14 protein-coding genes are annotated in these 12,403 nt (G+C 38.2%); 3 read left to right on the plus strand and 11 right to left on the minus strand.

From position 1 onward, the window contains the following. The first annotated feature begins 257 nt into the window (after positions 1–257). Both L1D51_RS06725 and L1D51_RS06730 read left to right on the plus strand, forming a co-directional pair. A complete protein-coding gene (locus L1D51_RS06725; protein WP_239963264.1) occupies positions 258–1,574 on the plus strand; it encodes a sensor histidine kinase in 1,317 nt (438 codons plus the stop codon). Next, positions 1,567–2,235, plus strand: a complete 669-nt coding sequence (locus L1D51_RS06730; protein ID WP_239963265.1) for a LytR/AlgR family response regulator transcription factor — start codon at positions 1,567–1,569, stop codon at positions 2,233–2,235. Before L1D51_RS06725 ends, L1D51_RS06730 begins: the two co-directional genes overlap by 8 nt. On the opposite strand, the gene L1D51_RS06735 is transcribed toward L1D51_RS06730, so the two are convergent. From L1D51_RS06735 to L1D51_RS06745, 3 genes are read right to left on the minus strand one after another with little or no spacing between them, the layout of a single operon-like run. Continuing rightward, entirely contained in the window at positions 2,232–2,831 is a 600-nt protein-coding gene (locus L1D51_RS06735; RefSeq protein ID WP_239963266.1) for an SGNH/GDSL hydrolase family protein, read from the minus strand. The genes L1D51_RS06730 and L1D51_RS06735 overlap by 4 nt on opposite strands. After that, the gene (locus L1D51_RS06740; RefSeq protein WP_239963267.1) at positions 2,831–3,355 is read right to left on the minus strand and encodes a DsrE family protein; all 525 of its coding nucleotides are present in this window, start codon (positions 3,353–3,355) and stop codon (positions 2,831–2,833) included. Before L1D51_RS06740 ends, L1D51_RS06735 begins: the two co-directional genes overlap by 1 nt. Before the next feature lie 48 nt (positions 3,356–3,403). Beyond that, positions 3,404–3,868, minus strand: coding sequence for a flavodoxin family protein (locus tag L1D51_RS06745; protein ID WP_239963268.1), 465 nt, complete (start codon positions 3,866–3,868; stop codon positions 3,404–3,406). A gap of 76 nt (positions 3,869–3,944) precedes the next feature. Here L1D51_RS06745 and soxR point away from each other — a divergent pair, with 76 nt between their 5' ends. Beyond that, positions 3,945–4,400, plus strand: a complete 456-nt coding sequence (soxR, locus tag L1D51_RS06750; RefSeq protein WP_054562542.1) for a redox-sensitive transcriptional activator SoxR — start codon at positions 3,945–3,947, stop codon at positions 4,398–4,400. Here the strand turns inward: soxR and L1D51_RS06755 are convergent. The 8 genes from L1D51_RS06755 to L1D51_RS06790 all read right to left on the minus strand — a co-directional run bounded on the left by L1D51_RS06755 (position 4,397) and on the right by L1D51_RS06790 (position 12,321). Continuing rightward, positions 4,397–4,813, minus strand: a complete 417-nt coding sequence (locus tag L1D51_RS06755; protein ID WP_239963269.1) for an Ig-like domain-containing protein — start codon at positions 4,811–4,813, stop codon at positions 4,397–4,399. The two genes, soxR and L1D51_RS06755, sit on opposite strands and share 4 nt — an antisense overlap. Positions 4,814–4,908: 95 nt before the next feature. Then, complete coding sequence (locus tag L1D51_RS06760; protein ID WP_239963270.1) at positions 4,909–6,111, minus strand: dolichyl-diphosphooligosaccharide--protein glycosyltransferase subunit 2; 1,203 nt, start codon at positions 6,109–6,111, stop codon at positions 4,909–4,911. Between the two features lie 51 nt (positions 6,112–6,162). Further along, entirely contained in the window at positions 6,163–7,209 is a 1,047-nt protein-coding gene (locus L1D51_RS06765) for a hypothetical protein (RefSeq protein WP_239963271.1), read from the minus strand. Between the two features lie 40 nt (positions 7,210–7,249). Further along, positions 7,250–8,314: a hypothetical protein gene (locus tag L1D51_RS06770; RefSeq protein ID WP_239963272.1), complete on the minus strand. Its 1,065-nt coding sequence runs from the start codon at positions 8,312–8,314 to the stop codon at positions 7,250–7,252. Between the two features lie 92 nt (positions 8,315–8,406). Continuing rightward, a complete protein-coding gene (locus L1D51_RS06775; RefSeq protein ID WP_239963273.1) occupies positions 8,407–9,609 on the minus strand; it encodes a hypothetical protein in 1,203 nt (400 codons plus the stop codon). A gap of 51 nt (positions 9,610–9,660) precedes the next feature. Beyond that, complete coding sequence (locus L1D51_RS06780) at positions 9,661–10,704, minus strand: DUF4395 domain-containing protein (protein ID WP_239963274.1); 1,044 nt, start codon at positions 10,702–10,704, stop codon at positions 9,661–9,663. A gap of 8 nt (positions 10,705–10,712) precedes the next feature. Continuing rightward, positions 10,713–11,243 (minus strand): hypothetical protein, encoded by a 531-nt coding sequence (locus tag L1D51_RS06785; RefSeq protein ID WP_239963275.1) that lies wholly within the window; start codon positions 11,241–11,243, stop codon positions 10,713–10,715. Positions 11,244–11,337: 94 nt separating this feature from the next. Continuing rightward, the gene (locus L1D51_RS06790) at positions 11,338–12,321 is read right to left on the minus strand and encodes a hypothetical protein (protein ID WP_239963276.1); all 984 of its coding nucleotides are present in this window, start codon (positions 12,319–12,321) and stop codon (positions 11,338–11,340) included. Positions 12,322–12,403 lie beyond the last annotated feature (82 nt).

The following is a 12,403-nucleotide window of genomic DNA, read 5'->3' on the forward strand; positions in this document are numbered from 1 at the left end:
ATATAAATATCATAAAAAACAACAGTGTAACGTAGCAAAAATAAAAATGAACGGAGTAGATTTTGCTGGCAACTATTAGCTATTTATCATCACCTAAAAACATAAAAAGCATGGTTACTCTACTACCATTAATCGCTGCGATACTACTTGAAAGCCATATTCGTTATCTTTCGCTGAGAATTGATTCACCAAGTACTTATCTAACAGTAAATTTACAGCTGATATTTGAGTGTATCCCTTTCTTAGTCGCTCACTGGATGGCATCTCAGCATTCTTTAAAGCAGGCTTCATTGTGGTGGTTGTCTGGGTTTATTGGTTATCCAATACTCACTTATCTGTTAAGCAACAGCTTGCCAACTTATGATAAATGGCACTACTTACAAGAGCAATGTTGGTTACTTTGCAGTCTAGCAAGTTTACTTTGGCTTTCATCCCAACGTTTTAAGAAAAACCAAAACTCTAAATTAACCAGTTGGATTAGCTCATTGTTTACATTAAATAAAGTTGTTTTTGTTATATGTTTTGGCTGGGCATTTGTCATGGCTGGCATACTTAATAGCCATGAAGCCCCTCTGCTAAATCAACCATTCGCATTAATATTTGATACTCAAAAACTACTTACAAACTTTTATCAATTCATTTGGTATTTTTCTCAGCTTTTGGTCTACGCAGTTATCGTTCACTGCATTTTTTTATTTAATCGTTACATTTTAATACGTCAACTATTAGCCAGATATGGAGTGCTCATTTTTGTATCTGCATGCTTAATTAGCATGGTTATTTTCACACCATTTCTTGTCGCTATTGTGCTCACATTGCCCGTTAATGACTTACCCTCATATGTTGCCAATCTAACTCCTGGAGGCAACCAAGATATTATCAATAAGTACAATTATCAGTTTATGTTTCTATTTTTAAGTATCTCTACTCCCATTATCTTGGCGTTTGAACGCCAACAGCACCACCATAAATTAGAAGAAGTTGCCAAACAGCAAATAAGAACTGAACTAAAGTTATTGCAGCAGCAAATTAATCCGCACTTTTTATTTAATACATTAAATAACTTATATGCACTTGCATTAACAAAATCAGAAAAAACACCTGAATTGGTATTACAGTTGGCTGACTTACTGAGATACACTGTATATGAAGGGCAAAAACCATTCGTTCCACTCGAAAAAGAGCTAAATTACATTAAAAACTTTCTTGAACTGCACAAGATAAGACATGCAAATAATTGTAGATTTAACCTAGTATGGCCTGAAACTAGTCACTCTCTTTCGATAGCACCACTGCTTCTAATCATTTTAATTGAAAACACCATAAAGTACGGTGTTGAACACGCAAAAGAAAACGCTGAAGTAACGATAAAACTAACATTAAATGATAACGTTTTAACTTTATTTTGCGAAAATAGCATTCCTCACAAAAGTGATAACGCTGATTCAGGTATGGGGCTAAACAATTTAAAGCGGCGCTTAGAGCTACTTTATCGAGAAAGACATGCTTTAGTGGTGCGCAATCACAATGGACTTTGGCAAACCGCCCTCTCTTTGGAATTATCAAATGATTAAAGCAATTGTTGTTGATGATGAACCACTTGCTCATCAAGTAATTCTTCATCATTTAGGGTCTCATTCAGATATCAAAGTAGTTTCTCAGCATTTCAGCGCTAAAGATGCTTTGTACCAATTAGCAAAATCAACTATTGATGTCGTATTTTTAGATATAAACATGCCAGAATTGTCAGGGTTAGAACTCATTCAAGCACTCGCTAACCCGCCTCAAATTATTATTGTGAGTGCTTATGAAGAATATGCACTCACAGGCTATGAGCTAAATGTTACTGATTATTTACTCAAACCTGTATCAGCACAACGTTTACAGCAAGCAATAAATAAAGTGCGTGAGCGGATTTCCCAAACTCCGGAAAGCAAATCAATCACTCTAAAAATAGATCGCGAAAAACGCAAGCTTAGCTTAGATACAATTAAATACATTGAAGCATATGGTAATTATGTAAAAGTACACCAAGATGACCACACGATCCTCGCAACAACGACACTAAAGCAGATCTTAGAGCAGCTAATAGGCTCATTCACTCAAGTCCATAAATCATACATAGTGAATAACAGCAGAGTCGTAGCTGTTACAAACGAACATGTAGAGTTAGATACTAGTGACAAGATAAAAATTGGTAAATCATTTAAAGAACACTGCAAAGTTTTACTTTAGAGAATGCATATCAGATGATCTACAAGTGTCTTATGCTGTGAGCTTGGCCAATGAACGCCTTCTGAAGGGCATGGCGTTATTAATTCAAAGCAGTTAACAAAACTACAGTCGTTGCTGTCAGCAACATTTTTAAACTCTTCCACTAACTGTTTTGCTTTTAACTCTGCACCTGCATATATAGATTGATACGCGCCAACCTCATACACCGCCGGCGGGCTTAGTATCATTATTTTGGGTAATTCGCGGTGCAGATAGTAGTTTTTTATATCTAAAATGAATATTTCGAGGGCTTTGGCAATATCAGCAACCGACAGTGCAAAACGGCGCTTTAAATCATTCGTGCCGAGCTGAATAACAATCACATCTAAATGATAAGCCGCTAAGTAGGGCTCTAAGTATTTAATGCCCAGTTTATCGCCACTGAAAGGCGGGTCATTCACCAGTGTACGATTAGGCTGGCCGGCTTCAATAACTTGGTAGCCGGCACCTAATTTAATCCCAAGTAAACTAGGCCAGCGCTCATCGGCTGCAAAGCGCTTACCATCGACGGGTGAAATACCATAAGTATTTGAATCACCAAAACATAAGATATTCATTAGAATGGATTCAATGTGTAACCTTGCTGCTGCAACTGTGCATGCGCGGTCATTGCCGATAACGCCATTTGCACACCAGGAATAAGCTGCTGCTGTTTTACCTTCATGTGCGTTGCAGACTGCCCGCACACATACACAACGGTATTATGTGCCAACAATTGTGAGATCAATTGCTGATTTTTATTGTCACTATCAAAGCGCTGTTTATAAAAACTGTTTTCCAGTACATCAACACTTGCGCCACCATGCACAACTAAAGCAAGTTGAATGTTCTCAGGCTTCACACCATGGGCTATATGCATATTAATGAACCGTGCTAATGAGTTCATTTTGTTATTCTGCGCCCCTTTTTCTGCCGCATCAGCTACATCAAACGCCACTTTGAAAACCGTTTGATCAGAGATTTGTGCATGGTTTGGCACATCATAATAAAAACCAAAACCTTTAATAGCAGGCTCAGCTTGTTCTGCATGACTAAACGAAGATAATAAGGCTAAAGATAAACCTAACAGTGTTGATTTCATATAAGTTCCTGTTGATTCTTTACTCTAGCCTACCTTGTTTAAACCCGTTTAACTAGCATCAATATGTTGGTGCCCTTTAAAGGTCATGCCTAAGTAATTAAAGGTGTTTTTAAACATCTCGATAAACGCGTTAGGTGCGTGAGTAGATCCTGCATTTGAGAGCAATGAAAACTGCTTTTCACGCAATGTTCTCAGTTTTGGCCTGAGTGTTTCATCATCCATGTAATCAGTGATCCGGTCTAAAAATGCTTTAAACTGCGGTGTGGTGTTATACCAATACACCGGCGATGCCAGCACCCAGTGTTGATAATTCAACAGCGCTTCAAATACCGCATAAAAGTCATCATTTTTATATTGCTTATCGTAGCAATAAGGCGAGATAACATAGTCATCTAGACATACTACATCGCCGCCATATTGGGCTTTATAATCATTAACTTGCAAACTCGTATTACCCTTTTTTCGCGCACTTGAATAAATAATTACCGTATTTGTTATTGGTTTTTGTTGCATGACTATCACTCCTTTTTTATGATGTGCGCAGCGTAAAACCTCAAGCTAACTTTAGGTCAACACCTTGGAGCAAATTATGTCAGATAAGAAACTTATTGATGCAAACCTAGCGGTTGGCTTTGTGGCAAAACGCAGTGGCGTAAAAGTTTCAACTTTGCATTTTTATGAGTCTAAAGGGCTTATTCGCAGCTGGCGTAATAACGGTAACCAGCGCCGCTATAAACCCGATGTATTACGCCGAATTGCCGTAATAAAAGCTGCGCAAACCATGGGCATAACTCTTGAAGACATTAAACAAACGTTAAGCACCCTACCAGAGCAACGCACACCCACTAAACAAGATTGGGCAGCTCTTTCTAAAGTCTGGCAAACGCAATTAGATGAACGAATTCAATACATGCAGCGTTTGCGCGAGCGCGTTAACGGTTGCATTGGCTGCGGCTGTTTATCAATGGCCAAATGCCCTATCTACAACAAAGATGATTATTTAGGTGAAGAGCACAGCGGCGCTGTGCTGTTAGAAAGAGATTAAAGTTTAGCTTTGCTCAGCTCACACATACCGTAAATAGCAAACGTATGCTCAGGCGCCTCTTCTATCTGAATATCAACTGTTTGTGGGCTTTTTGAGAGCTCGCAAACAAGATCGCCAAGCAACCCTTTAAGGGTATTACTATTTTCATGAATTGAAATACTTGTATACCAAAGCACAATACCTTCGGGAGTGCCATTTTCAAGGTAGATATGTTGAATAAGCGAGTCATTATCAAACATATTTGCAGATTTAGCTGTTCTTATTAGCTTTTCATCAAAGCGAAAGCGGCCATTCTCATCTGTTATCGTCTTATCAATATATTCTTTACCATAAGTAAGCGAACGGGTTACTTTTTGCTTTGCCACCGGCTTACCATTATCTAGTAAAACCCCTTGAACTTGAGCAGATAACAAAAAAACACTTTTATTGAACAAACCAAACATGCTTGCGAATACCTCAGTTGAAGTAAAAAGAATAATAGCGACAAATGCTAACCTAACAAAGCTCACTACCACACGGCCTCTCTATTTACTTGGCAATCTACAGGATCTAAATAAGGTTTTAGCTCCTCTGGGAATCCATGTTTTTCTGTTATGTCTTTATCAACTTTGAAGTAATGCTCTATCGATTGATATAAGTGAGTACCAAGCGGGATAGATGTATCCATAAAGGTCATGGCTGTGGCGTATGCCAGTGAATCCCATTCACGATTTGAACCGCCTACATAAAAAGTAGGCTTAGTGAAGCGATAATGTTTAGGGTATTTTAACGGCACCATGAGTGACACAAATACACGTGAGCCACCACGGGCTGAACCGACATTACGCTGATTTGCGCCATAGCAAACAATGTCTTCGTACGGTAAGTAAAACGGTTTTCTAAACAAGGTATGCGGGGTTTTTACAAGGCCAGTATGGCGATTAAAGTAAAAATTATCTCGGTGCGCTAATATAGCGCGATGTTTCAGCATATAAAAACCGACAATAAACATAGGTGCATATATAGCAAATGGCACCCATCGATAGTCGCCCCACACAAAACCAATAACAACCAAATCAACGAAAAAAAACATAACCGCAGCGACCATTAGCAGGAAACTTAGAGCAGTAAATAAATTTGACCACCCTCCAAACCATGAAATAGCCAACTGCTTACCATCATTCTCTACCCAATGCCCCTCAAGTGTTGAGCCACTATCTGGGGATTCAAGCTCTGCTGAATATTCATCAGTAAAACGCTTACTTTTAAAGGTACGAGTTTTAAAGCGGCAACCATTGAGTGCTTCTGCTTTTTTTAATCGCGTTTCATAACTGTCTTTATGTAAATAGTCTCTTGGTAGTTGTTCGTTATAGGTTTGACTATTCTTACGGTATTTAACTTTATTTTCAGCTCTTATATCTATTTCTGCCGCTTTCTCTGGATTGTCTCTTGCGAACTTCTCTATTCGCACCACCGCTTTTTCATCTAAGGCCAACTGTTTAATGGTTTTATCTTTTGCTCTAGCAGGGTCTCGGCCTGGGTTTTCGGCGCACCACTGGTTAATTGCATTAATACGATTTTCTCTTTTAATTTTTTCTCTTTCTTCATGAGTTAAACCGTCGTTTTGTTCAGCAATATAGCGTTTAAGATCCTCATCACTAATAAGGCTATCTATTAAATCATCCAGATTGCTTGATTTTACTGAGCTTTTATCATCACTACTCATTGCCATTGCTCTCTACATTCCTTGTTTTTAACCATTCCACTTTAAACTTCTTAAACCTCAAACACCCACTGCTATTTGTCTTAATAAGGTTTTTGTTAATCGCTTCCAATAAGGCGTTGTATCAGGCTGATTTAAGCTTTCGTCAATTGGCCATTTTTCCCATGGTTTGGTGATTTCTTCGTTTGCCCAGCGTTTAGGGTTGGTTATTGCGCCATCAAAGTTAAAGCGATAAATATCGTTATCAAGCTTTTCTTCTATCTGCTTCATCTGTTTGTAACTCATTAAACGCCAAAACTTTTCTGGGCGGTTATTCTGTTTATCAAAATCGCGTGTTAGTGGGTCTAAATGACGAAACGGCTCAATTTCGGGTGAGTCCACTAATGGTTTGCTTAAATCCATAAAACGCACCACGCGCTCCCATGTGTAACGACAGTAGTTTGGGTTCTGCGGATTGTCCTTAACGCGAATTTCACTAAACGCACCTGCATGGTTGCCGTAATCTTTATGAGCCACATACATCGCATGAGTCACACCATGTCCTTGTGAATGGTTGGCTTTAGCGTAAAACGCTTCTATCTCTGAGAACGGAAAGGTCGCATGACCATGCTCATTCTTTTGCGCATTATCAACCGACCAGGTAAAACTCACCGTTTGATTTATGCGGTCAAAATACACCTCACGCCGAGGTAAAATGTAACGTGCTAATATGGGACTGAAGTTGAGGAAGAAAATATTAAAACCCAGAGAAAGGCATACAAAAAATACAGGGAAAGACGCAATGTTCGGTTTGTATATCAATTCATAGAACCATGCAATCAAGGCTATAATCATGAAAGTAGTTAGTACTGCCCCCATTAATATCGGCCCCAATATTAACCCTAGCGACCAGTCATTCCCTTTTTGAAAACCTAAAAAACGAGCTTGATTATACAAACTGTCTGGGGCTACCTCTTTACTATCTTCTTTCTCTAAGAATGTTCTTACAAACATCAATCCTTTAAGCGAACTATATTCAAACTTCTTAGGTACGATATACTGTTTAAAGTTCTGTGACGCTTCGATTGTTCTTGCATTCATTTTTGCGAATCTATACGAAATAGACATTGATATCCTTATCTTTCAATGTTGCCCTAACAGTCAGTTTTTACAAATCAATCATTAAAAATGAGGTGAATTTTTGCCACACTGTTTTGCCAAATTTAATCTCACTTTCTGGTTTTATATTTTCTGCGTATTTCCAAGGAAACTTAAAGATTTCAGGTGGATTGAGCTTTTTGATTGGTTTACCCATCAGTAAATTATCTAGTTGCTCGTCATCATTAAACTCTTTTAATTGCTCGTTTTTTGCTTGGCTAATCTTTTTTAAAAAAGATTTATCAACACGATACCAAAAGTATTTTGGACGACCGTTCGCTTTATCAAACTCTGCGGTTGTTTTATCAAACTCTCGATAATATTCAAATTGCGGGATATCGGCCAAAGGCTGAGTAACATCCATAAAATTTTGCAATAGCTCCCAATGTAAAAATGCAGAGCTAATTAAATTAGCACCTGTCCAAGCATAAAAAACGTCTTTTTTGAAATGTAATAGTGTAAACCCCCTATATGGAAAGCCGCTTTGAGGGTTGTTTTGGACTTTATAGTGAGCGTTAAACTCTTCAAAAGGAAATTTCAAAGAATGGCTTCCACTATTATTATCCATCCAAACGAGACCTTTCGTACGCTCAAAGTTAACTCTTGAAGCTTTGACCTTTTTCCTTATTAACTTCCATATCGTTAAATTAAAAAATTTAGAGAATGCCCACATTAAAAATATATAGCAAAGTGCAAGAGTGCCTTGTTTTTCATTACCTAAAAGATATAAAAATACTGGAATAAAAAAAAGACATAAGAGAATAGTTAAGTGAATACAAACCCAAATCAGTAATAATATATCAGACACTTTCCTACCAATTGTTGATAGGCTTAGAATGTTTGGCGTGCAACCAAGGACATTTCTATAGTGCTCTGCTTTACCAGATAAATTGTACTTAAACGCAGCGCTTTGATAACTATCATAACAATGCCCAGATACATTACCCCTGGGAAATAGCGCTTGTTTACTTTGATAGCGACAATACATTGAATCACGTTCACCTGTTGCGATTTCATTTCTAAATTTTGCAGCTTGTTTTCCGCGATAAGCGGTTTCTGCGTATTCCTCAAGCATATTCAACTTCCTTATTACCGAACTGTATTACTAACTATTTATTTACAGTTCGGCGCCACTCCTTTGCGTAAATGCAAACCAAACTAGCTTCGCTACCACACGGCTTCTCTATTTACTTGGCAATCTACTGGATCTAAATAAGGTTTTAGCTCTTCTGGGAATCCATGTTTTTCAGTTATATCTTTATCAATTTTGAAGTAATGCTCTATCGATTGATATAAGTGAGTACCAAGCGGGATGGATGTATCCATAAAGGTCATAGCTGTGGCGTATGCCAGTGAATCCCACTCACGATTTGAACCACCTACATAAAAAGTGGGCTTAGTGAAGCGATAATGTTTAGGGTATTTTAACGGCACCATGAGTGATACAAATACGCGTGAGCCACCACGGGCTGAGCCGACATTACGCTGATTTGCGCCATAGCAAACAATGTCTTCGTAAGGTAAATAAAACGGTTTTCTAAATAAGGTATGCGGAGTTTTTACAAGGCCAGTATGGCGATTAAAGTAAAAATTATCTCGGTGCGCTAATATGGCGCGGTGTTTTAAAGTAAAATAACCCAAACCAAAGAGCGTCACATAGATTGAGGCCATAATCCAAAAATATTCAAACCCATTCGCAATTAACGCATATACATGAAATAAGAAAACCATAAAAGCGAGTGTTTCAAAGAAAAAGCCAAGTGCTGTAAATAAGTTAGACCACCCTCCAAACCATGAAATAGCCAACTGCTTACCATCATTCTCTACCCAATGTCCCTCAAGTGTTGAGCCACGATTAGGGGATTCAAGCTCTGCCGCATATTGATCCGTAAAACGCTTACTTTTAAAGGTACGAGTTTTAAAGCTGCAGCCATTGAGTGCTTCTGCTTTTTTTAATCGCGTTTCATAACTGTCTTTATGTAAATAGTCTCTTGGCAGTTGCTCGTTATAGGTTTGTCTATCCTTACGGTATTTACTTCTGTTCTCGGCTCTTCTTCTATTTTCTGCAGCTTTTTCGGGGTTATCTCTTCTAAATTCTTCTAATCGCACCTCAGCTTTTTCATCTAAGGCCAGCTGTTTAATGGTTTTATCTTTTGCTCTAGCTGGGTCTCTGCCAGGGTTTTCGGCGCACCACTGGTTAATTGCATTAATACGATTTTCTCTTTTAATTTTTTCTCTTTCTTCATGAGTTAAACCGTCGTTTTGTTCAGCAATATAGCGCTTAACCTCCTCATCACTAATAAGATTATCAATTAAGTCATCCAGCTTGCTTGATTTTACTGAGCTTTTATCATCACTACTCATTGTCATTGCTATCTACATTCCTTGTTTTTAACCATTCCATTTTAAACCTTTTAAACCTCAAACACCCACTGCTATTTGTCTTAATAATGTTTTTGTTAATCGCTTCCAATAAGGCATTGTATCGGGTTGATTTAAGCTTTCGTCAATTGGCCATTTTTCCCATGGTTTGGTGATTTCTTCGTTTGCCCAGCGTTTAGGGTTGGTTATTGCACCATCAAAGTTAAAGCGATAAATATCGTTATCAAGCTTTTCTTCTATCTGCTGCATCTGTTTGTAACTCATTAAACGCCAAAACTTTTCTGGGCGGTTATTCTGTTTATCAAAATCGCGTGTTAGTGGGTCTAAATGACGAAACGGCTCAATTTCGGGTGAGTCCACTAATGGTTTGCTTAAATCCATAAAACGCACCACGCGCTCCCATGTGTAACGACAGTAGTTTGGGTTTTGTGGATTGTCTTTAACGCGAATTTCACTGAATGCACCTGCGTGGTTTTGATAATCTTTATGAGCCACATACATCGCATGAGTAACACCATGTCCTTGTGAATGGTTGGCTTTAGCGTAAAACGCTTCTATCTCTGAAAACCGAAATGTCGCATGACCATGCTCATTCTTTTGCGCATTATCAACCGACCAGGTAAAACTCACCGTTTGATTTAAGCGATCAAAATACACCTCACGCCGAGGTAAAATGTAACGTGCTAATATGGGGCTGAAATTTAAAAAGAACAGATTCCAGCAAATTACAAATACGATAAACCAAACAGGTAATGGTTCTGGTGAAGGCGTGAATTGAGTGTAAAGACATATTAAAATAATGCAAACCGCCGCAAAACTACCTGTTGCCCCCAATAAAATTGGCCCTAAAGTTAATGCAAGCATCGCATCATTCCCCTTTTGAAAGCCTAAATAACGCGCTTGATTATCTAAGCTTTTTGGAGATACCTCTTTATTATCTTCTTTCTCTAAGAATGTTCGCACAAACATTAAACCTTTAAGTGAACTATATTCAAACTTCTTAGGAGCGATATACTGCTTAAAGTTTTGTGACGCTTCGATTGCTCTTGCATTCATTTTTGCGAATCGATACGAAATAGACATAGCTATCCTTATAATTTTAGAATTTCTGTGTGCCAATCAGTAGCCTTTTCTGGGGAGGCTTTTTGGTCGTCCACTTTTTTATAGACAATGAGTTTTTGTGGGTACGATATACCTTCAACCTCAACACGGGCTTTGGCTTTTATATGCCACACAACATTGCTGTCAAACATACCCAATGCTACCGCTTTAATAATTTGCCCTTTATTATTTCGCCCATACTCCAAAGGCTGTAATACCGCAATATCTTTTACTCCCCACCTTGTTTGTGAACGGATTGGGTTACCATTTTTTGGCACATTGATAGAGGTTGTGTCTACCGAGAGTGATTGACTGCTTCTTGCAAAGCGCTTAATCGATACATCTAAATACACTTCGCTGTTGCTATCATTAAAAAGTGGTAGCCCTACTTCAATTGCATATTTATCCATACCCCAAGCAACTTTTTTGATGGTGAGTTTAGGGCTAAACAATACAGAGGTAATAAAGCGCATATAAAGTGTTGGATCGGCAAACGTCGTGTAATCATTCTCTTTAGACACTATTGCTTTTTTGCTTGCCTCGTCGAAAGTAATTTTAAGAGTGCTGTTTCTGCAAAATTGTTAACGTATCATTGACAATGCAACTTAAGCCTTTTCACGGAAAGCCGATAAATAGCTGAAGTGAAAGGTGTTTAAGTTTATATTTCCACGTTAATTGCTCTATGCGCTCAGGCTCGGCTTTCCAATGTAGCCAAGGTTTAGTTATTTCCTCCTGCTTTCTACCTTTAAGCCAATCAAAAGGAAACGCTTGATTCAGAATTTCCTCTTCAATTTCTAATTGCTGTGAAAACGAAAATGAGGACCAAAACTCATCAGGCCGATTATTCCTCTTATCAAATTCAGCTGTAATGGGGTCTAAATGGCGGTGTTGTTCATATACCGGCACATCGGGCAATGGCTTACTTAAATCCATAAAGCGCACATAACACTCCCATAATAAATAACAATGCACAGGATTGGCTGAAAGTTCGACAACTGAACCAGTTACTGTTGTTTTAGGGTACTTATCTTGGTCTATATGGCTAATTTCTGGAAAGTAATTCATTACACCCGGCGCGCCCATTTTCGAGGTTAGCCTGCAAACAATCTCTTCCCATTTAAAACAACAGTTACCTAATTCATCACGCCCTTCGCAACCTGGTATATCAAAAGTAAACCCGACCGTTTGGTTTTGCCTGTCAAGGTACATCATCTTATCAGGTATATATCTAGCCGTTATTGGTAGTAAATTTAAGAAGAATAAGTTCCAAGAAAAGGTCAGAATTACAAGCCACCAAGGGAATGGCTCTTCAGAATACGTTGCGACAACACAGGCAATTAGTAATAGTAAACTCAGTACAGCACCAATAGCCATTGGTCCAAATAATATGGCTTTTATAGGGTTATTGCCACAAGGCGCTATTTTATATTGCTCTTTATTATTTGCATAAATGCGCCTATCTTGATTTAGCCAATGTCGGAAAAAACATAATCCTCTAAATTCGCTTCCTTCATTTATTATTCGATGCGCTTCAAAAAAACGATTAAACTTCGTTTTCTTTGGCATTATTCCAACACCTAGGTAATTTTGTTTTTGCATTAGATTCCTTTGCTTTAACAAGCCGAGGTGGTACATAAAAACTACAACTAAGATATTTTTATTATCAATACACTTAACCCAA

The organism is Pseudoalteromonas shioyasakiensis, assembly GCF_022398475.1.
Taxonomy (GTDB): domain Bacteria; phylum Pseudomonadota; class Gammaproteobacteria; order Enterobacterales; family Alteromonadaceae; genus Pseudoalteromonas.